The organism is Arthrobacter sp. D1-29 (genome assembly GCF_054130585.1).
Window position 1 is genome coordinate 1,050,402 of sequence record NZ_CP096383.1, and the last position, 25,097, is coordinate 1,075,498.

Annotated in this window: 22 protein-coding genes; 9 read left to right on the plus strand and 13 right to left on the minus strand. The window is 63.1% G+C overall.

Annotated elements, in window-relative coordinates; translation table 11 throughout:
• Nucleotides 1-296 precede the first annotated feature (296 nt).
• Together M1E17_RS04945 and M1E17_RS04950 are read right to left on the minus strand one after the other, a co-directional pair.
• Entirely contained in the window at nt 297-743 is a 447-nt protein-coding gene (locus M1E17_RS04945) for a very short patch repair endonuclease (protein ID WP_457965846.1), read from the minus strand.
• Between the two features lie 35 nt (nt 744-778).
• Nucleotides 779-1,213: a pyridoxamine 5'-phosphate oxidase family protein gene (locus tag M1E17_RS04950; RefSeq protein ID WP_457965847.1), complete on the minus strand. Its 435-nt coding sequence runs from the start codon at nt 1,211-1,213 to the stop codon at nt 779-781.
• Between the two features lie 223 nt (nt 1,214-1,436).
• Here M1E17_RS04950 and M1E17_RS04955 point away from each other — a divergent pair, with 223 nt between their 5' ends.
• From M1E17_RS04955 to M1E17_RS04965, 3 genes are all read left to right on the plus strand, one after another.
• The gene (locus tag M1E17_RS04955; protein ID WP_457965848.1) at nt 1,437-3,248 is read left to right on the plus strand and encodes a purine-cytosine permease family protein; all 1,812 of its coding nucleotides are present in this window, start codon (nt 1,437-1,439) and stop codon (nt 3,246-3,248) included.
• Nucleotides 3,249-3,707: 459 nt separating this feature from the next.
• Entirely contained in the window at nt 3,708-4,124 is a 417-nt protein-coding gene (locus M1E17_RS04960; protein ID WP_457965849.1) for a DUF6318 family protein, read from the plus strand.
• Nucleotides 4,125-4,312: 188 nt separating this feature from the next.
• A complete protein-coding gene (locus M1E17_RS04965; RefSeq protein WP_457965850.1) occupies nt 4,313-5,053 on the plus strand; it encodes a hypothetical protein in 741 nt (246 codons plus the stop codon).
• Nucleotides 5,054-5,183: 130 nt separating this feature from the next.
• Here M1E17_RS04965 and M1E17_RS04970 read toward each other — a convergent pair whose 3' ends face one another.
• Nucleotides 5,184-6,497: an aminotransferase class III-fold pyridoxal phosphate-dependent enzyme gene (locus tag M1E17_RS04970; protein WP_457965851.1), complete on the minus strand. Its 1,314-nt coding sequence runs from the start codon at nt 6,495-6,497 to the stop codon at nt 5,184-5,186.
• Between the two features lie 195 nt (nt 6,498-6,692).
• On the opposite strand from M1E17_RS04970, the gene M1E17_RS04975 reads away from it, so the two are divergent.
• The gene (locus M1E17_RS04975) at nt 6,693-7,763 is read left to right on the plus strand and encodes an alkene reductase (protein ID WP_457965852.1); all 1,071 of its coding nucleotides are present in this window, start codon (nt 6,693-6,695) and stop codon (nt 7,761-7,763) included.
• Between the two features lie 240 nt (nt 7,764-8,003).
• Here the strand turns inward: M1E17_RS04975 and M1E17_RS04980 are convergent, their stop codons facing one another.
• Nucleotides 8,004-8,300: a hypothetical protein gene (locus M1E17_RS04980; RefSeq protein ID WP_457965853.1), complete on the minus strand. Its 297-nt coding sequence runs from the start codon at nt 8,298-8,300 to the stop codon at nt 8,004-8,006.
• 142 nt (nt 8,301-8,442) lie between these two features.
• On the opposite strand from M1E17_RS04980, the gene M1E17_RS04985 reads away from it, so the two are divergent.
• Nucleotides 8,443-10,968: a Tex-like N-terminal domain-containing protein gene (locus M1E17_RS04985; RefSeq protein WP_457965854.1), complete on the plus strand. Its 2,526-nt coding sequence runs from the start codon at nt 8,443-8,445 to the stop codon at nt 10,966-10,968.
• Between the two features lie 29 nt (nt 10,969-10,997).
• On the opposite strand, the gene M1E17_RS04990 is transcribed toward M1E17_RS04985, so the two are convergent.
• Nucleotides 10,998-11,795: a ZIP family metal transporter gene (locus M1E17_RS04990; RefSeq protein ID WP_457965855.1), complete on the minus strand. Its 798-nt coding sequence runs from the start codon at nt 11,793-11,795 to the stop codon at nt 10,998-11,000.
• A 101-nt stretch (nt 11,796-11,896) separates the two neighbouring features.
• Here M1E17_RS04990 and M1E17_RS04995 point away from each other — a divergent pair, with 101 nt between their 5' ends.
• Nucleotides 11,897-12,217, plus strand: a complete 321-nt coding sequence (locus M1E17_RS04995; protein WP_267277923.1) for a hypothetical protein — start codon at nt 11,897-11,899, stop codon at nt 12,215-12,217.
• Nucleotides 12,218-12,290: 73 nt separating this feature from the next.
• Here M1E17_RS04995 and M1E17_RS05000 read toward each other — a convergent pair whose 3' ends face one another.
• Nucleotides 12,291-13,070, minus strand: coding sequence for an isocitrate lyase/PEP mutase family protein (locus M1E17_RS05000; protein WP_457965857.1), 780 nt, complete (start codon nt 13,068-13,070; stop codon nt 12,291-12,293).
• A gap of 429 nt (nt 13,071-13,499) precedes the next feature.
• On the minus strand, nt 13,500-15,023 hold the full coding sequence (locus M1E17_RS05005; protein ID WP_457967571.1) for a DUF222 domain-containing protein: 1,524 nt from the start codon (nt 15,021-15,023) through the stop codon (nt 13,500-13,502).
• Here M1E17_RS05005 and M1E17_RS05010 point away from each other — a divergent pair.
• The gene (locus M1E17_RS05010; protein WP_457965858.1) at nt 14,925-16,232 is read left to right on the plus strand and encodes an IS256 family transposase; all 1,308 of its coding nucleotides are present in this window, start codon (nt 14,925-14,927) and stop codon (nt 16,230-16,232) included. The two genes, M1E17_RS05005 and M1E17_RS05010, sit on opposite strands and share 99 nt — an antisense overlap.
• 638 nt (nt 16,233-16,870) lie before the next feature.
• On the opposite strand, the gene M1E17_RS05015 is transcribed toward M1E17_RS05010, so the two are convergent.
• The 5 genes from M1E17_RS05015 to M1E17_RS05035 form a co-directional block, all read right to left on the minus strand.
• On the minus strand, nt 16,871-17,278 hold the full coding sequence (locus M1E17_RS05015; protein ID WP_457965859.1) for a DUF1622 domain-containing protein: 408 nt from the start codon (nt 17,276-17,278) through the stop codon (nt 16,871-16,873).
• A 98-nt stretch (nt 17,279-17,376) separates the two neighbouring features.
• On the minus strand, nt 17,377-18,759 hold the full coding sequence (locus M1E17_RS05020; protein WP_457965860.1) for an NtaA/DmoA family FMN-dependent monooxygenase: 1,383 nt from the start codon (nt 18,757-18,759) through the stop codon (nt 17,377-17,379).
• The gene (locus tag M1E17_RS05025) at nt 18,756-20,288 is read right to left on the minus strand and encodes an amino acid permease (RefSeq protein ID WP_457965861.1); all 1,533 of its coding nucleotides are present in this window, start codon (nt 20,286-20,288) and stop codon (nt 18,756-18,758) included. Before M1E17_RS05025 ends, M1E17_RS05020 begins: the two co-directional genes overlap by 4 nt.
• An 82-nt stretch (nt 20,289-20,370) precedes the next feature.
• On the minus strand, nt 20,371-21,231 hold the full coding sequence (locus M1E17_RS05030; RefSeq protein WP_457965862.1) for an SDR family oxidoreductase: 861 nt from the start codon (nt 21,229-21,231) through the stop codon (nt 20,371-20,373).
• A 4-nt stretch (nt 21,232-21,235) separates the two neighbouring features.
• The gene (locus M1E17_RS05035; protein ID WP_457965864.1) at nt 21,236-22,156 is read right to left on the minus strand and encodes an MSMEG_6728 family protein; all 921 of its coding nucleotides are present in this window, start codon (nt 22,154-22,156) and stop codon (nt 21,236-21,238) included.
• Nucleotides 22,157-22,313: 157 nt separating this feature from the next.
• Between M1E17_RS05035 and M1E17_RS05040 the strand changes: the two genes are divergently transcribed.
• Entirely contained in the window at nt 22,314-22,904 is a 591-nt protein-coding gene (locus M1E17_RS05040) for a hypothetical protein (protein ID WP_457965865.1), read from the plus strand.
• 186 nt (nt 22,905-23,090) lie between these two features.
• Here M1E17_RS05040 and M1E17_RS05045 read toward each other — a convergent pair whose 3' ends face one another.
• A complete protein-coding gene (locus tag M1E17_RS05045) occupies nt 23,091-23,726 on the minus strand; it encodes a transglycosylase family protein (protein ID WP_457965866.1) in 636 nt (211 codons plus the stop codon).
• A gap of 317 nt (nt 23,727-24,043) precedes the next feature.
• On the opposite strand from M1E17_RS05045, the gene M1E17_RS05050 reads away from it, so the two are divergent.
• Complete coding sequence (locus tag M1E17_RS05050) at nt 24,044-25,093, plus strand: adenosine deaminase (protein ID WP_457965868.1); 1,050 nt, start codon at nt 24,044-24,046, stop codon at nt 25,091-25,093.
• Nucleotides 25,094-25,097 lie beyond the last annotated feature (4 nt).

The window sequence follows — 25,097 nt, forward strand, 5'->3', positions numbered from 1 at the left end:
CGGGTGGCGAGAAGGTGTGCGGCTTTCTTGGGGAGACTGCGGATTTTACCCCTGCCCGGGCCAGTAGGGCACGGGCTTGGGTTTGTGGACCCCGCGGCCCGTTCCGTAAGCAGCAATCGTGGTGCGCGACGCAGGCCGAGGTCAGCCCAGGAAGCCATAACAACCAGCTTTTCAGCGGGTGCCGGCTTGATGGTCACGTGTTCCTCCTGCGCATGGGATCCACAGCCCTTGAGGCTGTGGGTCCAATTCTCTGGGGAGCGGATCAATAAGGAGTGGCACAAAGGATAAAGATTGGCTCAACTTCTGCCGGTAGTCGGCGTCCGCGCCCCGAGGAAGGCCACCAGTTGTGTCTCCAGCGCCGAGCCGTCCTTCAGCTCGCATTCCCACAGGGTGAGGACCTCCCACCCTGAGTCGCGGAGCCGGCGGCGCTGATCGGCGTCGCGGGTTTTGGTCCTGGTGCGTTTGGTCTCCCAGAAGTCGGCGTTTGCCTTGGGAGCGTGCAGGCCGACCCGGCAGTCATGGAAATGCCAGAAGCAGCCGTTGACGAAAATGACCTTCCGGCGTCCCGCAAACACAAGATCGGGGTTGCCGGGCAGGCGGTCATTGCCGGCCCGGCCATGCAGGCGGTACCGGTATCCCTTCGCATGGAGGAGCCGGCGCACCAGCAATTCAGGCTTGGTGTTCTTGCCCCGGATCCGTGACATGTTCCAGCTGCGCTGCTCGGGAGTCAGCCTGTCTGCCATGATTCCAGTCTAGGGAGCTCCTAGAAGTACCGCGCCTAGAAGTACCTCTCCGGCTGTTCACCGAACTGGAAGTGGCGGCCGGAGACAGAGGAGGGCTCAATTGCCACGTAGAAATCCTTGAGGGTGGGCACCCATGACTTCAGCCCCAGTTCCTCGGCGGCCGCAATATCAGCGGAGGTGTTGAGGACGCGGGCGGTTCCCCTGAGCACCACGGACCAGGCTTCGTCGGACAGCACGCCGTCTGTTTCAAAAAGTACTGTTTCATTGATTGTCAGCTGGGCCAGCTTGTTTCCCGGCGCCGTCCGGAGATAGATCTTCCGGTCATTGGCCTTGTAGTTCACGGGAAAAATGTCGGGTTCGCCGGCGACGGAGACTACCAGCCGTCCGTGCTCGGTGTTCGCCAGGAGCTTCCAGCACTGCTCGTCGTCGAGTTCCAGGACAGGGTTTCCATCTGGGTGATTGAACATCATGCCTCCATTCTTCTACGTCATGTAGAAAAAGGCCACAGGGTTTGGGTACTTCTTTGTGTTGATGGATGACGGAAGCGGTGGCCTGCGAGTGTTGACAGCACCGGTCAACGCTTCACAAGTCTGTCAACTCTTTACGCGGCAGAAACAGGGCCGTGACAAGGCCGTCGCTCGCGCTGGCTAGCCTCGCAAAGGGAAACCAAACCAACCGAAAGCGACGGCCCTCATGAGCAATGACGTTGAGAATACCCGGTTACTGGAGCCGTCGGCGGTAAGTACCCCCGCCGTCGTCAGCTCTTCCGGGACTGCTTTAGAAACGGCAGCGCCGGAAACTGCTGTGCATGAAACCGCAGTACCTGAAACTGCACCGCCGGAAACCGCGACGGCGGGGATCACGACGGCGGGCAGCTCCGCGGCGCTGAGTGCCACCAAGGAGAGCCTGGAGGACTATGCGCTGAGGTTCGCGCCGCGGTCGTACCGGAAATGGAGCGCCGGAGTGGTGGCCACCAGCGCGCTGGGTGGCATTGCGTACCTGGCGGACTTTTCCATTGGTGCGAACATCGGCATCGCGTACGGGACGGTGAATGCCGTTTTCGGAATTCTGGTGGCCGCGGTCATCATCTTTGCCACTGGCTTCCCGCTGGCTTATTACGCTGCGCGGTACAACATCGACCTGGACCTGATTACCCGGGGCTCCGGCTTTGGCTACTACGGATCGGTGGTTACGAACGTCATCTTCGCAACGTTCACTTTCATCTTTTTTGCACTGGAGGGGTCGATCATGGCCCAGGGGCTGGAGGTGGGCCTGGGCATCCCGCAATGGCTCGGGTACGCCGCGTCCACGGTGATCATCATTCCGTTGGTGATTTACGGTATGAACACGCTGGCCAAACTGCAGGTATGGACCACGCCGCTGTGGCTGCTCCTGATGGTGGTGCCCGTGGGATACCTGCTCGTTTCACACCCGGAAAGCATTGACGGCTTTTTCGCCTATACGGGTGAATCAGGTTCCGGCGGGCCAAGCCTGGCCTCGGTGATGCTCGCGGCGGGCGTTTGCCTGTCCCTGATGGCGCAGATTGCAGAGCAGATCGACTACCTGCGGTTTATGCCGCCGAAGACCGCTGAGAACAGGGGCGCCTGGTGGAGGGCCGTGATCCTGGCCGGGCCCGGTTGGGTGATTTTTGGGGCCGTCAAGCAGATTGTTGGCATGTTTATCGCCATCTACCTGATTGCCACGTTGGATCCTGCCGCCTCCGTCCACGCCAACGAGCCCGTTCACCAGTTCCTGGGCGTGTACCAGGAAATGATGCCCGCATGGCTGGCGATGAGCCTAGCCGTGGTGCTCGTGGTCATTTCACAGATCAAGATCAACGTCACCAACGCGTACTCCGGTTCCCTGGCATGGACCAACAGCTTCACCCGCGTCACCAAGACCTACCCCGGCAGGATGGTGTTCGTGGTGGTGAACCTGGTGATTGCGCTGATCCTGATGGAAGCGAACATGTTCGACTTCCTCAACACCATCCTCGGCTTCTACGCCAACTGCGCCATGGCCTGGGTGGTCACCGTCGCGTCCGATATCGCCATCAACAAGTACCTGCTGAAGATCTCGCCCAAGGTTCCCGAGTTCCGCCGCGGGATGCTGTATGCGGTGAATCCGGTGGGTTTTGTATCCATGATGGCTTCGGCGGGGATCTCCATTGCGGTGTTCTTCGGGGCATTCGGAGCTGCCATCCAGCCGTTCTCACCGATCTTCGCGGTGGGGCTGGCGCTGGTCCTGCCGCCCGTCCTGGCGGTTTCCACCCAGGGCCGGTACTACATGCGCCGCACGGACGACGGCATTGACCTGCCAATGTTCGACGCCGACGGAAACCCCAGTGACGCCAAGCTTCTCTGCCACGTGACGGGCATGGAGTTTGAGCGTCCCGATATGATCCGATCGGCCCAGGATGCGCCCGACGGCGGGATCCAGTATGTCTCGTCCCTCGCCCTTTCGACAGATAAGACGGGCGAGTTGGTGTTGCCGGCGCAGAAGTAGGTTTTTGGTATTCAGGGGTCTTTTGGTATTCAGAGGTCAGGGAAGGCCGGTGCATTGTGCACCGGCTTTCCTTTTGACTTTTTATTAGTCGGCTGTGGTGGTAGAACCAATGGCGGGTGGCTGTGGATAACTTTGATCGCTGAAATGTAGCCTGGGCTACCCTTAAGGCACTGTCCGGAGCAAGCCGTCTTGAAACTACTGGGGGAACAGCGGCCCATGGCATCACTCAAAGTCTTCATGTCCGGTCGCTTGAGGTCCGGCGCAATCATCTTTTGTATTGTTGCTTCAGTTGCCCTGGCCGGATGCACGGGGGGAGCACCTGCAGATCCCGGTACGTCGGCCCCGGCAGCTACGGAGTCAACGTCGCCCAGTGCTTCACCCAGCCCGACCCCGACACCCAGCGCCGCTTACAAACCAGCCGATGCATCCGGCCCCGCCCAAAACGTTCCCGTCCCAGTCATGCCCGATTCGGCGAAGGCGGAGACGAAGGAAGGATTGGAGGCATTCACAAAATATTGGTTTGATCGACTCGACTATGCCTACCAAACGGGTGATGTTGCCGCTTTTCAGGACATGAGTTCGCCAAATTGCGACTACTGCTCGAAACTCGCTGCCTCGCTCACTGCAAATTACGAGGAAGGTCACTGGCTGGCAGGCGGGAAGATTACGATTCCCGCGGCCACAACGTCGTTTGAACCCGCTGCAGACGGAAACTACCAAGTCATTCTCCAAGTGCAGCAAAGTCCGATCAGCTATCACGCATCAAACGGCGAGGAAGTCAGGGCACCGAGCAAGGCCTCGAACACGGGTAACGTGCTATTGGCTGACTTCATAGATTCCGCCTGGCGTGTCAACGGCCTCCATCCAATGCGCTAATGAAAAAACGATGGGGGATAAGGGTCTGTTGCGTCTTGGGCTTATTAGTTGCTTTTGTATTGACACCATCGGTTTCAGGATTTGCCGCTGAGGGTCCGGAAGCCAACTTCGGCGAAATAGGTGTTGACGTTGGTGGGTTGATACTGGACCCCGTAACGGGCGAAATGGTTCCTCCGGTTCCTGGCTCTGTGAACATTGACCCCAACGACTACAAATATGAGCTCCAGTGCCACCTCGGCGGGGGAGACTTTGATACTCCATGCCTAGCCGGGCAGGTTGAGTGCAACAACGGCCCGGATGGTGAGGAAGGTATTCCCGTCATTTGGTATTCGAAACCACGGGGTGTCCCGGGAGCCGTCTGGGCGATCCACTCCGGCCCAACGTGTCTCTATGACGCGAAGCCCGAGGACTTGCTGCCGCGGATTGCCGCCGAGATCCAGCGGGAGTTCCAGAGCCTGCCGATCAATGCCGGTGCCGTGGTGGCGCAGCCAAGTCCCCACACACTTCGCGGAGCCGAGACAAACTTCTATGCCGAGGCGGTCGAGCAGCAGTTCGACATCACGATGTTCGGCCAAAAGGTGCACGTCGTCGCCACCCCGGCGCAGTACACGTGGAACTACGGCGACGGTACTGTGTTCGGGCCGCAACCCTCGATGGGCGGACCACTGCCACACGAGCGCTGGGGTGAGAAGACGCGGACCAGTCACGCCTACACTGCCACAGGCGATTTCCAGGTAGTTCTGACCACGTCCTTCCAAGGTACGTATTCGGTAAACAACGGCCCGCCCCTGCCCATCCCCGGTCAAGGGCAGTTCAGTGCGCCGTCGCAGACCATCAGCGTTTGGCGGTCCATCACACGCAATTACGCCGACGACTGCAAGAAGAATCCCCTGGGGCAAGGATGCCCAGGGGTCGCACCCCGTCCGTAGGCAAACCGCATCATGAGGCAAACCGGGTCCTTAGCCAGATCGCGTCCTGTAGCCGGCCCTCCCTAGTGGAGGGCAGCACGAAAAACCTGACGACGGCCCCAATAGGCCCATGACGCCAGTGCATCCTGGTTCAGGTCAGAAACTCGTCGGCGGCACTCAGCGCCTCATCGAGGATAGCCAGGCCCGCGGCGGCATCGGGCTGGCTGACGTTGAGCGGGGGAGCGACGTGGATCCGGTTGCCCAGGATCAGCGGCAGCAAGCCTCGCTCCAGGCACGCCTTGGCGAATGAGGCCATGGGCGCGTTGTCCGCACCAGTGGCTCCTATCGGCACCAGCGGCTCCTTCGTTTGCCGGTTGCGGACCAGTTCCACAGTCCACAGCCCGCCGATGCCCCGAACATCCCCGACTGCCTGGTGTTTGTCGGCAAGTCCCCTGAGAGCAGGCCCAAGGACATTGGTGCCGAGGCTGGCTGCTGCAGCGATGGTGTCCTCGTCGTGCATGGCGTTGATGGCGCCCACGGCTGCTGCGCAGGCGAGCGGGTGGCCGCTGTACGTCATGCCCGCCGGGTAGGGGCGCTTGGTGAACACCTCGTAAATCGCGTCGTTGACCAGAACGCCGCCCAGCGGCACGTATCCCGAGTTCACGCCTTTCGCGAAGACCAACAGATCAGGTGCCACACCATCGTGGTCCACTCCGAACCAGGCTCCCGTACGGCCAAAGCCGACCAGCACCTCGTCGGCAATGTACACGATGCCGTGGCGGTCGCACAGTTCGCGGACCCCACGCAAGTAGCCCGCCGGCGGCACAATGACGCCGGCACTGCCAACGACCGATTCGAGGACCAGGCCGGCGATCGTCGTCGGACCTTCCAGGAGGACCACCTGCTCGAGATGAGCAAGCGCCCGCTCACACTCTTCCTCAGAGGTTCTCGACCCGAAGGCCGAGCGGTACAGGAACGGGCCGAAGAAGTGGACGGCGCCGGCGGCACCAGTGTCTGAGGCCCAGCGGCGAGGATCGCCGGTCAGGTGGATGGATGTGGTTGTTGAGCCGTGGTAGGAGCGGTAGGCGGCGAGGACTTTCGGCCGACCGGTGTAAAGGCGCGCCATTCGAACCGCATGCTCAATGGCCTCCGTTCCGCCGGTGGTGAAGAGTACGTGCCCAAGGTTCCCTGGCGCGACATCCACAATCAGCCGTGCCGCTTCGCCCCGAACGTCGGATGCAAAGCCAGGTGCCAGTGTGCACAGGCGGTCTGCTTGCTCCTTGATGGCAGCGACGATGCGCGGGTGCTGATGCCCCAGATTGGTGAACACCAGTTGCGAACTGAAGTCCAGGTATCGCCGGCCGCTGACGTCAACGACGTAGCTCCCGGCGCCGCCGACCAGCGTCGGAACGTCACGCCGTCCTTGGACAATCCAGGGGTGGAAGACCAGTTCGTCGAGATCCATGACAACCTCCGATGCGTGGTGCCCGGCTGTTCACCCTTACTGCTTCACCATGGCACCATCATGCGGCAGCGTCCATAACCCTCCTCAAAGGTGTATCCGCCACAAGCCACCGTGTTCCCCCTCACATCCGGAATAGTTGCATACGCCGGGCAGTTGGGCTGGGCAGAACCAAACTCATTTCGAAAGGAACTGCGCATGCTGTTTTCCCCTCTGACCCTCGGTGAGCTCGAACTGCCCAATCGCCTGGTAATGGCTCCCTTGACCCGGGTCCGCTCGGGCGGCGAGGGCGTGCCCGGTCCGCTGGTAGTGGAGCACTACCGCCAGCGCGCCTCGTTGGGACTGATCGTCAGCGAAGGCGCCTACCCGAGCCCTGCAGGCCGTTCCTATGCCGGCCAGCCGGGACTGGTTACGGAAGCGCAGGTTGCCGGCTGGAAAAAGGTCACCGACGCTGTTCACGCCGAGGGTGGGAGGATGTTCGCGCAGGTCATGCACGGCGGGCGGGTATCGCATGAGGACATCACCGGCGGACACCGGCTTGTGGCTCCCAGCGCCGTCGCGATTGAGGGTGAAGTCCACACGCCAGGCGGCAAGAAGCCCTATCCGGTGCCGCATGCACTCACCACCGATGAGCTTCCTGTTGTGATGCAGGAGATCGTAACGGCTTCGCTCAATGCGATCGCTGCCGGGTTCGACGGAGTGGAGCTGCACTCGGCCAACGGGTACCTGTTGCACGAATTTCTGTCCTCGAATGCCAATATCCGCACGGACAGTTATGGCGGTTCGCCGGAAAACCGCGCCCGCTTCGTGATTGAGACGGTCAACGCCGTAGTGGCGGCAATCGGCGCCAACCGGGTGGGCATCCGCATCTCACCGGCCCACAACATCCAGGGGATCGCCGAAACCGACCCCGCAGACGTCCGTGCCACCTATGAAGTGCTGGTGGACAGCATCGCGCCTTTGAACCTCGCGTACCTGAGCATCCTGCACCATGACCCGGCAGGGGAGCTCATGCAGGATCTTAGGGCCCGCTTCGACGGAACGTTCCTCGTCAACAGCGGCTTTGGAGTGATCACCACGCGTGAAGAGGCAGTGGCACTGATTGCCGACGGCCATGCTGATGCAGTGGTGGTTGGGCGCCCTGCTATCGCCAACCCTGACCTGGCCCGCCGCTGGAAGGAAAGCCTTCCGCTGAACGAGGCCGACCCGGCTACCTTCTACGGTGACGGAGCCAAGGGCTACACGGACTATCCCGCGTACTCGGCCTAAAGAGGCTTGTGAACGACGACGGCGGCACCTGTTTGGGTGCCGCCGTCGTTGGCCGCTCGGTGTGCTGTCCCGGCAGCGCGCGCCAATAAGCCATCCGACGGCTTTTTTGGCTCATTTATAAAGTGGACCGCGCAGTCCCAGGAGGACCGGCGGTAGCAAAAATGATACTCCAGCGAATGGACTATCGCTAGTGCTTAGGTGCCATCGCTTGTGAAGCAGTGCGGCCGTGGGTGGTGCCTGCTAGAGGAACGCCTCGCGTCCCGTCCCTTCCCGCATCACCAGCTTGCCGTCCTCAATGGAGACCAGCAGGCTCTTGGGTTTGCCGCTGACTTTGGTGATGGCCTTCAGCCCCCGGTTAGTGACTTCCACCCCCACATGCGCACCTTTCGCCGGCAGCTCCACCGAAACTTCTGTGGCCATTCCCAGAAGGGGATTGGTGGATACTCCCAGATCGCGCCGGGCCTGCTTGCCGTTGACCGTTACCGTGATGTTGGCCTCGTCAAACCCCTCTTGAAAGACGATGAGCAAGTCCCGCATGGTGGCCTCTTCCTCGAGAATGGTGCCGGTGGCGGCATCTCAACAACTACAGCATTTCACGTCGCGGAGCGGAATACCCTCCGATGACACAGCTGGTCCAGTGCCGCTGGAGACCTCAGACGCGGTAGGGCAAAATGTTCTGGTGACCCAACTCCCGCAAGGCCCCTCCACGACGTCCTCAACGTCAGCGCCGGACAGCGCCATCTTCCACCAAATCGCCGCGGAGCTCGGCGTCAAAACCTGGCAGGTGAAGGCCGCTGTGGAACTGCTCGACGGCGGGTCCACCGTGCCGTTCATCGCCCGGTACCGCAAGGAAGCCACCGGAACGCTGGACGATACGCAGCTCCGCGAGCTCGACGAACGCCTGCGCTACCTCCGCGAACTTGAGGACCGCCGTCGTACTGTCCTTGAAGTCATTGCCGCCCAAGGGCAGCTGACTCCAGAGCTGCAGGCTGCCATCGTTGCCGCGGACACCAAATCACGGCTTGAGGACATCTACCTTCCCTTCAAATCCAAGCGGCGCACCAAGGCGCAGATCGCCCGCGAGGCAGGGCTGGAACCGTTGGCCGAGGTGCTGCTGAAACGGCCGGACCTTGATCCTGAGCGGGAGGCTGCGAAGTATCTGAATCCAGAGCATGCCATCGGGGACGCCGCTGCCGCGCTGGCCGGGGCCCGCTCCATCCTGGTGGAACGTGTGGCACAGGACCCCGACCTCGCCGCAACCCTGCGGGAGCGCCTCTGGACACAGGGCCGGATGGTGTCGCGCGTGAAGAAGGGCAAGGAGGCGGACGGCCAGAAGTTCTCGGACTACTTCGATTTTGCACAGGCGCCGGCCGGCATGCCGTCACACCGCGTGCTGGCGTTGCTGCGGGGCGAGAAGGACGGCGTCCTGGAGCTCGACCTCGCCGAAGCGGACCCGAACGACGACGACGCCCTGGCCGCCGCGCGCTCCCGCTACGAATCGGCTGTGGCCAAGTGCCTTGGGGTCGCCGACCGCGGCCGTCCCGCCGATGCCTGGCTGATGCAGACCGCCCAGTTGGCGTGGCGCTCGCGGGTGCTGGCGCGGCTGACGGCGGACCTGCGCGGGCGGATGTTTACCGCCGCGGAGGACGAGGCCGTTCGAGTCTTCGCAGCCAATCTGCGCGATGTCCTGCTAGCAGCACCCGCGGGAAACCGCGCAACCCTTGGCCTGGACCCGGGGCTACGTACCGGGGTGAAGGTGGCAGTGGTGGACGGAACCGGGAAGGTGGTGGCCACCGATACCGTGTACCCACACGCTCCGGCGCGGAAGTGGGACGAGGCACTGGCCACCCTGGTACGGTTGGCGCGGCAGCACGCCGTCGAACTTGTGGCAATCGGGAACGGCACGGCGTCCCGCGAGACCGACAAGCTGGCTGCGGAACTGATCAAGCTGCTGCCGGACGCGGACAGGAAGCCACAAAAGCTTGTGGTGTCAGAGGCTGGCGCATCTGTCTACTCGGCATCCGCCCTGGCCTCCGCCGAATTGCCCGGCATGGATGTGTCCCTGCGCGGAGCTGTGTCGATTGCCCGCCGGCTCCAGGACCCGCTGGCCGAGCTGGTAAAAATCGATCCCAAATCCATCGGAGTGGGGCAGTATCAGCATGATGTGACGGCAGCGAAGCTGGACCGCAGCCTGGACGCTGTGGTGGAGGACTGCGTCAACGCCGTAGGGGTGGATGTGAACACAGCGTCACCTGCGCTGCTGAGCCGCGTTGCCGGCGTCGGGCCCCTGCTGAGTGAGAACATCGTGGCGTACCGGAACGAACACGGGCCGTTCGCCAAACGAAGCGAACTGAAGAAGGTTCCGCGGCTGGGAGCCAAAGCGTTTGAACAATGCGCCGGCTTTCTTCGGATCACCGGGGGAGCGGAACCGCTGGACGCGTCAAGCGTGCATCCGGAGGCTTACTCGGTGGCCCGGAAAATCCTGGTTGCTGCGGGTTCGGCGCCCGCCTCGTCACTTGACCCCCGCAACTTTGTGGACGGAATGTTCGGCCTGCCCACAGTCCAGGACATCCTGGCGGAGCTGGACAAGCCGGGCCGCGACCCCCGGCCGGCCTTCGCCGCGGCCACGTTCTCGGAAGGGATCGAGAAGATCTCCGATTTGAAGCCCGGCATGGTGCTGGAAGGAACGGTCACCAACGTCGCCGCTTTTGGTGCGTTTGTGGACGTTGGTGTCCACCAGGACGGCCTCGTCCACGTCTCTGCCCTTGCCAATCGGTTTGTCTCGGATCCCCGCGAGGTGGTCAAGTCCGGTCAGGTGGTGCGCGTGAAAGTGCTGGAGGCGGATCCGGACCGGAAGCGGATCTCCCTGACATTAAGGCTCGACGACGACCCGGCAGCTTCTGGCGGCCGGGGTTCCGGCGGGCGGGCCTCGGGTGGACATGTCTCGGGAGACCGGGAGCCGGGGGCGCGGGACGCTGGTGCGAGGCCTTCTGGCGGGCGGGCGGCCTCGCTCGACCGGGAGTCCGGGGGCCGGGATGCCGGGGCGAGGCCTTTGGGCGGCGACGGGAAGACTCAGCGTAACCAGAATGCGCAAGCAGGCCGCGGCTCGGGCAAGCCCTCCGGCAACAGGGCCGCTGCGCCCCAAGCGGCGCCCGTGAACACTGCGATGGCGGAGGCGCTGCGCAAGGCCGGCCTCGGCAAGTAGTTCCGCCGGAGCGAATAACACGGAGCGAATCAGGCGAGGGACAACACAAACGCCAGGACGAAGCCTGCGGCGGTACTGAGCGCTACAGCGGGACCGCCGTGTTCGTAGGCTTCCGGCATGAGCGTGTCAGCGAGGGAGGCAATAACGGCGCCGGCCGCGAAAGCCAGGGGGAGTGAGATCGCCTGCGGATCTGTGCCGGAAAGTGGGCCGGCCCCGATCACTACCGCTGCCACCAGCAGGACGGCGCAGGCAACCCATAGCCCAATGATGCTTGCAGTCGAGCGGCCCTGGCTGCGCATGGACGCGGCTCCCACCAGCGCTTCCGGCAGGTTGGATACGAAAATTGCGGCGAGCAGGGCAAGGCCACCTGTTCCCTCACCCAGGGCAACACCGAGGGCGATGTTTTCGGGCACTCCATCCAGGGTGACAGCGGCCAGAAGCGCCATCCCCGCTGCCCCTCTCGTGGATGCTCCGGTGGCAGGAAGCTCAGTGGCTGCCGCATCCGTGTCCAGCTTGGCGCTGCCTTGGAATTCGTCCGCCGGTGTGGCAGCGGCCTCCGGCCCCGGCTGGGCCCAACGGTCCAGGAGGGAGCTGAGAACAGTGAATACGATGGCACCGACCATCAGACCGATCGCGGCCCGGACGATACCGCCTTGTTCATAGGCATCCTCGAAGAGTTCGAAGGCCAGGGCTGTGATCAGGGAGCCCGCTGCGAAGGAGAGCAGTATGGCGAGGAGCCGTTTGGGCAGTTCAAATCGAACACCAATGAAGGCACCCACGAGCAGAGCACTGGATGCTATGACGCCGAACAGCAGCGACATCATCATGCCGTCAGTATAGGAGCGGCGGACTGGTCAAGGAACAGGTAATTGTCCCGTCGATCTGCGGGTAGCTTTCCGGACGTGGGCGTTTCTGTAAGGCTGGGATCATGACTTACTTCTTGGAGTACACCATCCCGGCCCCTTCTGACGCTGCCGAGTTCGAGTTCCCGCACGACGAGATCAATGCCGGCACAACTATTCCACTCGCCGAGACTAACGCCGAGATTGTGCACACGCCGGAATTGCCCGCACGCACCGGCATAGTTGGCGCAACAGTTCCCGAAGCCAAGCTCGAGGCCGAACAACTCATCACGCACAGCCGCGCCACAGAAGGCAGCCTGTACTTCGACCCCTCAGACTCGCTCCAAGCCGGTGTAGGGACCCTCGTGGCAACTTTCGTGGAAGGCCGAGGCTGGCAGGACGCCTAGCTCAAAGAAAAGTGTCCCTGTAGGGATTGGCCACAGGCGCCTCAGACAGATGCTGCCTGTGGCCATTCCCTGCCTAGTTCAGGATCCGCGTTCCTTCCGGCAAGGCGCCTCCGGCGAGCAGGCTGGCTGCGGCATCTGCAAAGGCAGTCAACGCCACACGCTGAGTCCAGGGGCCATAGGAGATACGGCAGATACCCAGTTCCTGGAGCCTGGCAGGGGCGAGTGATCCGGGGACATTAATGACTGACACTTTGTTCCAGCCGATGCCTTCAACCAAGGCGCTGACCGTCGGCTCGTCCAAAAGACCGGGAACAAACACGGTGGCTGCACCCACATCCAAGTAGGCGCGGCCGCGTTCGATTGCGTCAGCCAGCACTTCGCGCGGATCGCGTTCCTTGCCCCTGAGGAATGCATCGGTGCGGGCGTTGAGGACAAAGTCGATTCCCTCCGTCTGGGCGGCCTTCACTACACCGGCCATCTGCTCCGCTGCCTCGTCCAGTGGGCGCATCTGGTCCTCAATATTTGCGCCAACGATCCCGACGCCGATTGCCTTGCGAACGGTTTCAGCAGCATTTCCGTAACCAGCCTCAAGGTCTGCGCTGACAGGCAGTGGAGTGGAAGCGGCGATACGCCCCGCGGCCTCGATCATCAGGTCCACCGGGATTTTTTCGCCGTCCGGATATCCCTGCGAAGCAGCGATCGAGTGGCTCGCGGTGGCCAGCGCAGCCGCACCGGGAACGTCCGTGGCGATCTTTGCAGTGATGGCATCCCAGACGTTAATGACCTGGAGAATATCGGCCGCTTGGTGCAGACGGAGGAGTTCGGTGGCTTTGGCAGCGGTGTTTTGAGTCATGGTGCGAGCCTAACGGAGCCGCAGACAACCGCGGAACCGAGCTCGAAACGGCACCCGTCTAATGCTTTGGTACCCCAGGCACAGTGTCAGCGCATGGTGTTGCATCTGTCCAGGACACTTGGCGCCGAGGCACGGCACCACGGTGTGGGGTGGCGCGTGCCAGACTCGAGGCATCCAACCCCTTGTGTTCCAGAAGTTCCAATGTTTGGCAATGAACGTAGGGCAACGAAGGTTGGGCGACGAAAGGCACTGGGTGAAAGTATCGGGTGAGACGAGTCGCACTGCTGGGCGACGAAGGCGTGGCGGTGCCGCGTCTTGTGCGCCCATCCAGCATGGCGTTCCATTCGGGTTTGGCTTATTGATGAGCCGTTATCCCATAGGCCTGGGCAGACTCCTGCGCTCTCCCGTCCAACCCGTCAAGTCCACGGCCTAGGAGGAATCCATACCCTGTGGCCACTGGGGTGGTTCCCAGTCTTGGTGTTCGCTTTTGTAGTGTCGGCCGGTGGGTGAGGTCCAGCCTGGTGGTTCGTTTTTGCTGGCTGGGGTTGGTTGCCAGGTGGTGTTGTGTTTGAGGTGGTGGTGTTTGCGGCAGGGTTGGCCGAAGTTGCTGATGCCGGTGGTGCCGCCGTCTGCCCAGGCGAGGAGGTGGTCTGCTTCGTTGTCGAGGGAGTGGTTGTTGCAGCCGGGGAAGGGGCATTTGGCGTCGCGGAGTCTGAGCCAGCGGCGCATTGCTGTGGTGAGGCGGTAGCTGGTTCGGCCGATTTCCAGTGGTGCGCCGTCGCGGGGGTCGGTGAGGACGCGGTGGAAGGAGTGGGCTCCGTTGGCGACCAGGTTCCGGGCCATGGAGGCCGGGATGGGGCCGTGGCCATCAAGGGTGGCTGGTTCGTCGGTCAGGCCCAGGAGCGAGAACACGGGCACTGTGACCAGTACCTGGGCCCGCGGCGGCCGGACCTGCCCGGCAGCGCGCTCTCCCCCGCAATTGCCAAGGCTATTTGCGCCGCTGGTACTTCCGTCACCGAGGAGAGCGCCGCTGCCGCTTTCCCCGCCGCTTATCCCGCAGTTGTCGCTTCCCTCGCCGTTGGTCCCTCCGCTGCCACTTCCCTCGCCGTTGATCCTGCCGTTTGCGCTTCCGCCGCCGTCGCTACGCCAACTGCTGGTTCCCCTGCTGGCGCTTCCGCCACTGGTCTTGCCGGGGTTGGTGGTTCCTCCGCCCAGAAGCGCGGTGGCGAGGGTGTCGGCGCGGAGCTGGGTGAGGGTGCGGGATTCGGTGGGGCCTTGGAGTGCCCGGGCTGTGGTGGTGGTGTGTTCCCAGATGCCGGCGGCCTGATCTGCGGGGAGGTAGGCGGAGAGCCAGGCCATCCCGTCGCGCTCCGGCGTGTATTCGACCCGGCGGTCCAGGACGCACTTGGTGTGGCGGGTTTCAATCGAGACGGGGTGGTGGCGTTCGCGCCAGGTCCGGGCCCTGGCGCGGAACCGGGAGGGTGTAAGGTCCCCGGCCAGGCAGGCGCGGGAAGCCTTGGCGGCGTCGGGGTCCAGGAAGTGTGTTTCCAGGGCTGCCGCCCCGTCGTGGCCCAGGCCGGTGGTTTCATCGCAGAGGATCCGGGCGTGCTGCCAGGACAGGGTCCCGGCCTGCAGGGCCGCGAGGGTGCGGGGCAGTTCGGTGTTCAGCTGGCGGGACTGGACCAGGAACGCTGATGCGGCGCCTTCGCTGATGGTCAGGGCACAGGGGGGTGTCAGATTGTTTGTGTAGGAGGGCTGTAGTCGCTGGGTGATTGGAGAATCATTGTGGCTATGACTAGACCCCGTGAGGTGTCCCCGGAGGAGTTGGCCCGCAGGGCTGCGGCGGCCGGCAGCATGGAGGCGTTGAAGGCTTCGGGCGCGTTCGATGAGCTGATGAACCAGATCGATTCCGGACAGCTGGAACTCGACGGCAAGGACGGTTTCATCCAGCAGCTGATCAAGGCCTCGCTGGAACGCGGGCTCCAGGCCGAGCTGTCGGGGCATCTGGGCTATGACAAGGGCGATCCGATCGGGCGTTTCCTGCCTAACGCCCGCAATGGGTCTTATCCGAAGACGCTCGGGACCTCCGCGGGGGACGTGGATCTGGCCGTGCCTCGTGACCGTGCTGGGTCATTCACCCCGCATCTGGTCCCGAAGGGTGCGCGCCGGACAGGTGGCCTGGATGACATGATTATCAGCCTTTACGCCGGCGGGATGACGGTCCGGGACATCGCCCACCATCTGGAATCCACGCTGGGCACGGAGCTGTCCCACGAGACGATTTCCAAGATCACCGATGAGGTCCTGGACGAGGTGATGGAGTGGCAGAAACGCCCACTGGAGCCGCTGTATCCGATCCTGTATCTGGATGCGATCATCATCAAGGTCCGTGACGGGCACCAAGTGCAGAACCGTGCCGCGCACATTGCCGTGGGCGTGGACATGGACGGGATCAAGCACGTTCTGGGGATCTGGGTCGAAGCTACCGAGGGTGCGAAGTTCTGGGCAGGGGTCTGCGCCGAGCTCGCCAACCGCGGCGTGAAGGACGTTCTGATCGTCTGTTGCGACGGGCTCACCGGCTTCCCTGAGGCGATCGCCGCGACCTGGCCGGCCGCGACCGTCCAGACCTGTGTCGTGCACCTGATCCGTGCCTCGATGCGCTTCATCGGCTACCAGGACCGGAAGAAGGTCGCGTCCGCTCTGAGGCCGGTTTACACCGCCCCGACGGCCGACGCCGCGCAGGAGGCACTCGATGCATTCGAGGCCTCCGATCTGGGACGGAAGTATCCCGCAACTGTACGAACCTGGCGCAACGGTTGGGAGAGATTCATCCCCTTCCTGGCGTTCCCACCGCCGGTCAGACGGATTATTTACACCACGAACGCGATCGAGTCGCTGAATTACCAGCTGCGCAAGATCATCAAGAACCGCGGGCATTTCCCCAACGACCAGGCGGCCGTGAAGCTACTCTGGCTGGCGATCTGCAACATCGAGGACAAACGCACCAGTGCCCGGACCAAGCTTGAAGGCAGAGCCCGGGAAAACCGTGCCAAGACGGTGAACAAACTCATCGAGGGAACCTTCACACCTGGATGGAGCGAAGCCCTTGGCGTCCTCCTCCTGAACTATCCCGACAGACTCGGACCTTACCTAAACCGATGAGACTGCACCCGACTTACACAAATAACTTGACAGGCTCGGGCACAGGCGACCTCGGCGACCATGCCTATCTCCGCCACGGACTGTTCGTGCAGCGACGTCGACGGTGGAAGCAGGCGCCGGCAGGTGTCCGCGTAGGTGGCGGCCGCCCTGGCCTTCCGGGCAGCGGCCCGGGCTTCGTCACGGGCAGCCTCCGCCATGTCGGCCAGGCATTCCTCCGCCAGATCCCGCAACGGATCAGAACCAGCATCAAAACCTGTGCCAGAGCCAGCCCGGAAAACGGCGCCAGAGTCCCCGGCTGCGCGGGAAACGGCGCCAGAAGTATCATCAGATCCTGTGCCAGAAGCATTAGAACGAGCATCAAACCCTGCACCAGAGCCAGCGCGGGAAACGGGGCCAGAAGCGCCATCAGAACCTGCGCCAGAGCCAGCATTAGTTCCGGCACCAGCTACAGCAGAGCAGGTGGTCGAATCAGGTCCGTCAAAGCCAGCATCAAGCGTGGCTGCATCCAAAGCAAGCCTGCTTTCACCGCCAACAACTACCGTGCTGTCCATACCCTAAGTCTGCCAAGGGGGTACGACAGTAATGCCCAAGGAAGACCTCTATGTGGATAGCGTCCGGGTGGAAAGCTGAAGGGAATCTCAGCGAGAGGCTGGGGATGAAGCGCCGGCAGGCTCGGACGACCCGTCAGATGACTCTTTCTGCCAAGGCCAGCGGCCAGTGATTTCCAGTTCCAAGGAGAAGCTCAGGAACGTACGGATCAGCACGATGATCGCCAGGACGCCCACACTTTCATACGTGGGCGTCACCGCGACCGTGCGAATGATGTCCGCTGCAACCAGAAGCTCCAGTCCCAGCAGAATGGACCTGCCGAGCAATTGCCGATAGGCGCGGTAGACAGTTAGCTTCTCGGCTCCGGCAGGGAGCTTTCGCGGCTGATAACCCCGGAAGGCCATGGGAACGGACACCAGAGCACCGATCACCATCACGGCAACGCCGGCAAAATCCATGAACTTGCCCACGGTCTCAATAATGTGCTGAAAGTCCATGTTCCCCTGTCCGAATTGAAACCCGCTTACTTTACTCGTCGAGCAGTCACGGCCCAATAGTCCGCAAGCGACATCCTAGACAGCCAGCAGCCCCCAGCCTAGACGGTCACCTGCTGCCGGAACGATGCTCCATATGCTGACGGCGGCAGCAGGTCCGAGGAATCCGACCGCAGCCGCGACCGTAGTGTGCCGGACTTGGGCTCCGTGTCGTACAGCCCACGCTCGGCCAGCCGCGGCACCACCAGCTCGGCAAAGTCGTTCAGGGATCCCGGGCTAATCAGCGGATTCAGCATGTAGCCGTCCAGCCCCGAAACAGCAGCGTGATCCTGGATCTGCCGGGCTACGTCGTCCGGTGTGCCGATGAACAGAAGGTCCGTGCCGCGGGTGACCTCGGAGAATTTGCGGCGTACATCGCCGGCAGTGAGCGGTTTGTCCTGCGAAGCTCCCTTGACCACGTAGGAGGTCAGGCCGTTGGTGGAGGTCGTGAGCGGCTCGTCGTCGGCGTATTTGCTGAGATCAATTCCGGTGTCCCCGGCGTAGCTGACCAGCTGCGCCTCCACGTGGTAATTGCGCTGCAGCTCGTCGTACTTCTCCTGGGCTTCGATGGCAGTGGGAGCCGTGATGATCCGGGCCAGCGCCATGGAGCGCACCTCGCCGGCGGGCCGTCCAACAGCTAATGCCCGCTGATTGATGTCAGCCAGTCCCGCCGCGATCTCCTGCGGATCCTTCTTGGGCAGCAGGATCACCTCAGCGTGCTTAGCCGCGAATTCGCGGCCCCGCGGCGACCAGCCGGCCTGAAACAGTGTGGGCGTCCGCTGTGGTGATGGAGATGTCAGCGACGGTCCGTCCACACGGAAGTGTTCGCCGTCGTGATTAATGGGATGGACGGAACCGGCGCGGGCGTACAGGCGGTCCGCCTTGCTGCCCACAACGGCGTCGGCCGCCCAGCTGCCTTCCAGCAGCTTGTAGAAGACGTCCATGAACTCATCGGCACGCGCATAACGGTCTGCGTGCTTGAGCATCTCGACCATGCCGAAGTTGCGGGCCGCGCTGGACAGGTAGGAGGTGACGATATTCCACCCGATCCGCCCTGTGCTGAGGTGGTCCAAAGTGCCGAAGCGACGGGCGAGGGCAAAGGGGTGCTCATAGGTGGTGGACGCCGTGATCACAAAGGAAAGCCGCTCGGTGAGGGCAGCCAAGGCGGGAACGTACATAAACGGATCGTTGGCCGGGGCCTCCACCGCCCAGCCCAAGGCAGCATCGGCGGAGCCGCCATACACGTCATACAGTCCCAGGACGTCGGCAAAAAAGAGTGCGTCCAGGTTTGCTTCTTCAGCAGTGACGGCGACGTTGCGCCACCGGTCCAGGGAATTGACCTGCAGGCGGTCATCCAACGGGTGGGTCCAGAGGCTGGGCGCGCCGCCGCAGCCTACGCTGGCCTGCTCGTAGAGGGCAAAAAGCAGGGGAGACGGTGAACTCATCGGATCATTTCGCTTTCGTCAGGGGAAAGTTCGACGGCGGCGCGGCGCCCGCTTTTGCGGGAACCGTGCCGGAAGTGGAAGTAGAGATAGCAGGCGGCCACAAACGGGATACCGAAGTAGAGGGCGGCCACCTGGTTGGGGTCAAAGGCGAGCCCAACCACGGACGCCAGGCACAACGCAAAGGCCAGCAGGGGAACTACGGGATAGAGCGGCGCACGGTAGGCCAGTGTGGACACGTCGCCGCCATTTCGGAGGAAAGCCCGGCGATGGAGGAAGTGCGAGGCCGTGATGGACATCCACACTCCGACCACAGCAAACCCGGCGATGGAGACCAGCACCAGGTAGACGGATTCGGCGGCCACCACGCTGCAGAGGAGCGAGGCGACACCACCGATCATGCTGATGCTGAGGGCAATGAGCGGGATGCCCTTCTTGGTGAGGCGGCGGAAGGCCTTAGGGGCGTGGCCTTCATCCGAGAGGGAGAAAAGCATGCGCGCGCAGGAATACAGGCCACTGTTGCCAGCGGAAAGCAGGGCGGTGATGATCACAAAGTTCATGATGTCTGCGGCATACGGGATCCCCAGTGAACTGAACACCGTGACGAACGGGCTTTCATCAAGCCCCACCTCTCCATAGGGAACGGTGGCGGCGATGACGGTGATGGCACCAACAAAGAAGATCAAGAGGCGCAGGACGGTGGCGCGGAGGGCCTTGGGAATGGCGTGCTCCGGATTTTTGGTTTCGCCGGCTGCTACGCCGATCAGTTCCGAGCCGGAGAAGGCATAGAAGACAGCCAGCACGGTGATCAGCACCCCGGCAAAGCCATTGGGAAAGAGCCCACCCTCCGTGACGAAGTTGTTCAGGAGCAGGGGAGGGCCGGACTCAGCTGCCAGGGGCTTGAAACCCAGCAGGGCGGCGCCGCCGAACACGATGAGCGCCACGATGGTTGCCACCTTGATCAGTGAGAGCCAGAATTCAGACTCTCCGAAGACCCGTGCCGAGAAGGCATTGAGGCTGAAGATCAGAGCGGCGAAGACCAGGCACCAGACCCAGACGTCCACTCCCGGAAACCACCGCTGCATGAGCAGCCCACAGGCCGTGAACTCCGAGCCCAAGGCCACCACCCAGCAAAGCCAGTACAGCCACGCGGTGGTAAAGCCGGTGGCGGGGCCAATGGATCGTGCCGCATAGATGTGGAAAGCACCTGCCACCGGGTAGGCGATGGCGAGTTCACCGAGGCACGCCATCACCAGGTAAACAACGAAGGCGCCAACCAGGTACGCCAGGACGGCACCGAGCGGGCCGGCCTGTTCAATGGTGTATCCGGAACTCAGGAAAAGGCCGGAACCGATGACGCCGCCCATGGCGATCATGATCAGGTGGCGGGGCCCCATGGTCCGGCGCAGGTCAGTCCGGTGCAGGTCAGTCCGGCGCAGGTCGCGGTGGGAGGCGTCCAAAGAATCCAGGGCAGGGGCGCCAGGCGTCTCTTGGCGGGCAGGCAGCACGGGGCTGTAACTGTTTTGCGGCATGGGGCCACGCTAGGTCCCGGCAGCAGGCAGCGTGGCATTCGTTACAGTTTGTTGCACCATAAGCACAAGGAATTGCCGATAACTATCGGTGCCGAACCCCTGTTCCCGTCAATACTTCCCGATAGCCCTCGCGGAAGGACGGGTAAGCGGGCTCAAAGCCGGTGCTTCGCAGAAGTGCATTGCTGCAGCGCTTGTTCCCGTTGCGGGCATCGGCCGCCGGACCGGTGGGTGGCTCGGGAAACCCCAGTTCGGAAGCCAGGAAAAGCAGCACCTCGCCCAGTTCTGCGGGCTCGTTATCCACGCCGAGATATACCTGGACAGGCATGGCTTCCATACTGGCAAGATGTACCAGTGCTGCAGCGGCATCGTCCCTGTGGATCCGGTTGGTATAGCGGGGGGCGTCGGGAATCACCGCAGCGCCTTTCCGGACCTGGTCAATCAGCCGCGTACGGCCAGGGCCGTAGATGCCTCCGAGCCGCACGACAACACCGGCTGTTTCGGTGCCGTGTAGGCGGTGGTGCAGCAGTTCCTCTGCCTCCCGCATGATGCGGCCGGAAAATCCGCCGGGTTCCGCCGTCGTGCTTTCATCAACCCAGCCGCCGTTGGCGTCCCCATAAACAGCAGTGGAGGAGACAAAAAGAACCCGGCGGGGCGTCACGGCATCCCGCTCGAGGGCGTCCAGGACGTGCGAGACGCCGTCCACGTACGCAGCCCGGTAGGCAGTTTCCGTGGGGGAGTCCGCAGCGACGGCAATAACGACGGCGGTGGTATCGGCCGGGACGGGCGGAAGGCCCGGTGTGCCCAGGTCCGCCGCAACCCCTTCAATGATCGCCGGCAGTTTTTCAGGCGACCGGCGCCAGCCCACCACGCGGTGCCCCGCCGCGGCAAAACGCAGGCCCGCTTCAGTGCCCAGGTCGCCGCATCCGGCCAGCAGGATCGTCACGGGATCAGGGAGCCGGGACGGGGAAGAAGACCCGGGGGTCCTGCAAAAGGGCCGGGTAGTCGAATGCGGACCTGTCGATCACTTCGGTGACGCTGAAGTTGCGGCCGAACCTGCCATCCTCCAGGGTGATGGGGCGGCCCAGGACCTGTCCCACCGCGAACTTGCTGCCGTCCTCGAAGGCCACCGCTACCACTGTCTTGCCGGGGAGGGTGGCGAAAGCCTCCTCCTGGGCTTTGCGCTTTCGGGTTGGCTTCTTCACCAACTGCTTGGGTGGAAGCTTGCGCGGCTGCTTGGAGGGCCGGCGTGAACCGTCGTCCACGTAGACAGGGGAATAGTCATCCTGATCGGCGCCCAAACCGGCAGTGGGAGTGCCGCCGCGGCGAACCGGGGGAAGGGCAACGGTTCCCAGTGTTTCCGGGTCAATCTCCCGATGCGGGGCGCGGAGGATCCACAGGATGTCACCGTCGGGGTCCTCGGGGAGGAATTCGTGTTTCGGCTCAGGCCAGATGTAGTCCAGATCCACCTCGGCGTCAGGAAAGACGTCTTTGTAAAACTTCGGCTCTTTGCGGAGGAGCTTGGAGCGGTGGCTCAAGTGGAAGTCCGGATCGCCTAGCCAATGCGGCATCGGAATCTTGGCTGCGTAATCGGGGTGCGCTGCCTGGGGTGCAAACTCTGTGATGTTGGCGCGGGTGTTGTCGGCGTGGCCGCGGGCGGTCCACTCGTCCACCATGGCAAGGCCATACAGGGTCAGTGCGGGGACGTGCCCCATCCACATCCGGACGGCCGGGTGGGACTGCCAGCCGTATTCCGGGATCACCAGCGCCCGGAGGATCTGCAGCGCCTCGACTCGTTGCTTGCCAAGCCTGGCGGGGTCGAGCGCGGCCGCGCTCGACCTAAAATCGGGGTGCGGAAGGAAGGTTTGCATCTCTTCAGTCTGACGCCCCGTACGGGATGTGCCAATTGCAGTGCTTACCGCCACATGGGGACCAGCCAGAGTGTTCACATAGTGGACCCATGCATACGCTATGGGGGAGCAACCACTAAGATAACCGGAACCCGTCCCGCGTCCTGGAAGCCCTCCCATGAAAACTACACCTCAAAAGACCCCCGGAAGCACCCAGATTTTCACGCCCAAGTTCGGGCAGATGCTTAGTCCGGAGGCCAATGGCATCCTGGTCCTTGACGAATTTACGCTTGATCCGGCAGCGGCGCGCAAAGAGCAGCACGGCTTCCGCGCAGCGATTGCATCCGTAGCTGTCACGCTCCGCCGAATTGCTGCCCTGCGTGTGGTGATTGCGCTCGTGGCCATCGGAAACCTGCCACTGTTCCTGCTTTCCAGCGGCTGGTGGATCTACGCGGTTTCCCTGACTCTGGTGGTGGCAGTGCACGCTGCGGTCTCCTGGCTCAACCGGCACGAGCCCAAAGTCCGCCAGCGCCAGGACCTGGAATTGCACCTGCATCGCGAACAGAGCGCCAACTACCGCAAAGTCCGTGACGCCGTGAAGTACATGATTGACACACCCAGCCGCATGAACGAACACCTCTACCTGGAGTTGCTGGCGGTCAAGCGGGTGGCCCTCAACCTCGCACACGGCACTGTTGCCCTGCTGGACACCAGCGACGAGACCTCCTGGAAAGTGCGGATCGTCCGCGAAATCCCTGCAGCAGCCTAAGCAGCAGTGCCCTAAAAAGGCAGCAGCCTAAGCCCGGAGCAGCCTTCGCCCGCAAGCAGCTAAAGCGCGCAGCCGCCCAGGCACACGCTAAGACGTTAAATACGACGCCGGAGCTCCCCGCAGTGGGGACGCTCCGGCGTCGTTGTTAACGGTGCCTATTTCAAGGCGCCGGCGGCGCCCCGAAGGCTAAGCGGGAAGCTGCAGGACCTGTCCCTCGAACACGAGGTCCGGGTTGGAGATGGTGTCCTGGTTGGCGTCCGCAAGGCTTGCCCAGCCGCCGGCGATACCCAGCTTGTCCGCCACGATGCTCAGCGTGTCGCCCGCCTCCAGCGTGTAGGTCTCGCCGCTGAGCGCTACCGGCGCAGCATGGACGGGAGCTGACGCCACAGGCTGGGTGACAGGCGCCTGGGCGGCCGGAACCTGGGTCACGGGCACGCTCTGGACTGGAACAGTCTGGGGCGCAACTGCTGTTGCGCCACCGCTCAGCCCCAGCTGGGCCGAGCAGGAAGGCCAGGCCTCCCAGCCCTGGGCAGCCTGGACTTGTTCGGCGACGGCGATCTGCTGCTCACGGCTGGCATCTGCAGCGGAGCCGGTGCCGCCGTAGGCGGCCCACGTGGTGGGGCTGAACTGCAGGCCGCCCGTGTAGCCGTTTCCGGTGTTGGTTGCCCAGTTTCCACCACTCTCACACTGCGCCAGCGAGTCCCAGGTGGACGTGCCGGTGGTGGCGTTAGCGGCGGTTGCTGAGAGCGCCAGGCCGGCGAGGGAAACGGCGGTAACGGTGATTCCGCGGCGCGCGGCAGTACGGAAAGTAGTTGTTTTCATGATGGTGATGCTCCTGAAGGCCACCTGCGCTCGGTCCGTCCCCGGAGGTCGTCGCGCCACTGCCCGCCCCTGACGTATAGAGGTCAACTGCGGCGTCCGCCGGCCGGGCAGTTCTGGTGGAGGCGGCGCCGGGCATTCATTGGCCCGCGTTCGCGGGCATGCATTTCACGCTAGGGCATCCCCCTGCCGTTATCAAATCGAGATACTCTCCCTGACAGAGGTTGGCCTGGGTGATGTGGATTGGCAGAAGAAGCCGCCTTGGAGGAACATCCGCTGGAGCGGAACGTTTCCGCCGCTCCGGGCATTATCCTGACCGGATGGACAATTACCAGGACAGCGCCGCTGAGACGCTTCCAGAGACTGATTTGCTGGATACGGAACCGCTTGCCCGCCTGCTTCCGCTGGCCGAACTGCACCTTCACATCGAAGGGACCCTTCAGCCCGAACTGATTTTTGAACTGGCGGAGCGCAACGGCATCACCTTGCCCTACTCGGGGCTGGACGAGCTGCGCGGCCTTTATGAATTCAGTGACCTTCAGTCCTTCCTGGATCTGTACTACGCCAACATGGCTGTCCTGCGGACGGAGCAGGACTTCGCAGACATGACCCGCGCCTACCTTGCCCGTGCCCAGGAAGCGGGAGTGCGGCACGCCGAGATCATGATGGACCCGCAGGCGCACCTTGCCCGCGGGGTCTCCCTGGAAACCTGTGTGAATGGTGTTGCGTCCGCTTTGGCAACCTCAGTTGAGGACTTCGGCATCTCCACACTGCTGATTGCCGCTTTCCTGCGCGACCTGCCGGAGGAGTCGGCGCTGGAAGTCCTGGACGCCCTGCTCGCCATGAACGCCCCCATCGCGGCCATCGGCCTGGACTCGGCAGAGGTGGGCAACCCGCCGGCCAAATTCGAACGGCTTTTTGCCCGGGCGCGGGAAGCAGGCCTGCGATTGACGGCGCATGCAGGGGAGGAGGGCCCGGCGTCGTACATTATTGATTCGCTGGACATCCTGGGCGTGGAGCGGATCGATCACGGCATCCGGTGCATGGACGATCCGGAGCTGGTGGAACGGCTGGTGGATGATCGGATTCCGCTCACGGTCTGTCCCTTGTCCAACGTTCGGCTCCGGACGGTGGACACCCTGGCGGACCACCCGCTGCCGGCAATGCTGGCCGCTGGATTGAACGTGTCCGTCAACTCCGATGACCCGGCCTATTTCGGCGGATACGTTGACGATAACTTTGCGCAGCTGACAGCGGTGTTTGAGTTGTCCGAATTCGACCGCGCCCGCCTCGCGGCCAACTCCATCCATTCGTCGTTCGCCTCCGAGAACCGGAAAGCCGAGCTCCTGGACGAGCTGAACGGCGGCTAGGGTA

Coding starts and splice junctions, on each gene's coding strand:
- M1E17_RS04945 (WP_457965846.1), bottom strand. CDS start 743: ATGGCAGACAGGCTGACTCCCGAGCAGCGCAGCTGGAACATGTCACGG.
- M1E17_RS04975 (WP_457965852.1), top strand. CDS start 6,693: ATGCTGTTTTCCCCTCTGACCCTCGGTGAGCTCGAACTGCCCAATCGC.
- M1E17_RS05010 (WP_457965858.1), top strand. CDS start 14,925: ATGGAGGCGTTGAAGGCTTCGGGCGCGTTCGATGAGCTGATGAACCAG.
- M1E17_RS05025 (WP_457965861.1), bottom strand. CDS start 20,288: ATGCCGCAAAACAGTTACAGCCCCGTGCTGCCTGCCCGCCAAGAGACG.
- M1E17_RS05020 (WP_457965860.1), bottom strand. CDS start 18,759: ATGAGTTCACCGTCTCCCCTGCTTTTTGCCCTCTACGAGCAGGCCAGC.
- M1E17_RS04950 (WP_457965847.1), bottom strand. CDS start 1,213: ATGATGTTCAATCACCCAGATGGAAACCCTGTCCTGGAACTCGACGAC.
- M1E17_RS04970 (WP_457965851.1), bottom strand. CDS start 6,497: ATGGATCTCGACGAACTGGTCTTCCACCCCTGGATTGTCCAAGGACGG.
- M1E17_RS04980 (WP_457965853.1), bottom strand. CDS start 8,300: ATGCGGGACTTGCTCATCGTCTTTCAAGAGGGGTTTGACGAGGCCAAC.
- M1E17_RS05035 (WP_457965864.1), bottom strand. CDS start 22,156: ATGCAAACCTTCCTTCCGCACCCCGATTTTAGGTCGAGCGCGGCCGCG.
- M1E17_RS05050 (WP_457965868.1), top strand. CDS start 24,044: ATGGACAATTACCAGGACAGCGCCGCTGAGACGCTTCCAGAGACTGAT.
- M1E17_RS04955 (WP_457965848.1), top strand. CDS start 1,437: ATGAGCAATGACGTTGAGAATACCCGGTTACTGGAGCCGTCGGCGGTA.
- M1E17_RS04960 (WP_457965849.1), top strand. CDS start 3,708: ATGCCCGATTCGGCGAAGGCGGAGACGAAGGAAGGATTGGAGGCATTC.
- M1E17_RS05015 (WP_457965859.1), bottom strand. CDS start 17,278: ATGGACTTTCAGCACATTATTGAGACCGTGGGCAAGTTCATGGATTTT.
- M1E17_RS04990 (WP_457965855.1), bottom strand. CDS start 11,795: ATGATGATGTCGCTGCTGTTCGGCGTCATAGCATCCAGTGCTCTGCTC.
- M1E17_RS05000 (WP_457965857.1), bottom strand. CDS start 13,070: ATGACTCAAAACACCGCTGCCAAAGCCACCGAACTCCTCCGTCTGCAC.
- M1E17_RS04995 (WP_267277923.1), top strand. CDS start 11,897: ATGACTTACTTCTTGGAGTACACCATCCCGGCCCCTTCTGACGCTGCC.
- M1E17_RS05040 (WP_457965865.1), top strand. CDS start 22,314: ATGAAAACTACACCTCAAAAGACCCCCGGAAGCACCCAGATTTTCACG.
- M1E17_RS05045 (WP_457965866.1), bottom strand. CDS start 23,726: ATGAAAACAACTACTTTCCGTACTGCCGCGCGCCGCGGAATCACCGTT.